General features: G+C 60.1%; 1 pseudogene. It reads right to left on the bottom strand.

Features of this window, described 5'->3' with window-relative positions:
* Positions 1 to 308, bottom strand: a pseudogene (locus R0J87_RS19130) (flagellar biosynthesis protein FlhF); the annotation flags it as partial.
* Positions 309 to 328: the final 20 nt, after the last annotated feature.

Consider the following 328-nt stretch of genomic DNA (forward strand, 5'->3'; position numbering starts at 1 on the left):
TCCGCCGAGCAGCGCGCTAAGCGTGGCTGCCATCCTGCTGGCTGGCGATGCTGCAAACGCTGCAGCGCCAGCCACGCGCCCTGGTCATTGAGTGCAACATCTGGCATTGACCAATCGCATCCGCGTTCATTGCGCCGGGGCGACCACACCATGCCCATCGCGTCATGGGTGGCGTCAGCTCCGGTTAACAGCTCATCAAGGCGCTGATCTTGAACAACGCTGGGTAACGCGGCGATATCCAGCGCGGCTTCTAAACGGTAAAAATCAGCCACCCGCTGACGTAGACGAGTTAACACAGACGAGAGCATGCGCCCTTGGCCTAAGACAT

Source organism: Halomonas sp. SIMBA_159 (genome assembly GCF_046536035.1).
GTDB classification, from domain to species: Bacteria; Pseudomonadota; Gammaproteobacteria; order Pseudomonadales; family Halomonadaceae; genus Vreelandella; species Vreelandella venusta_A.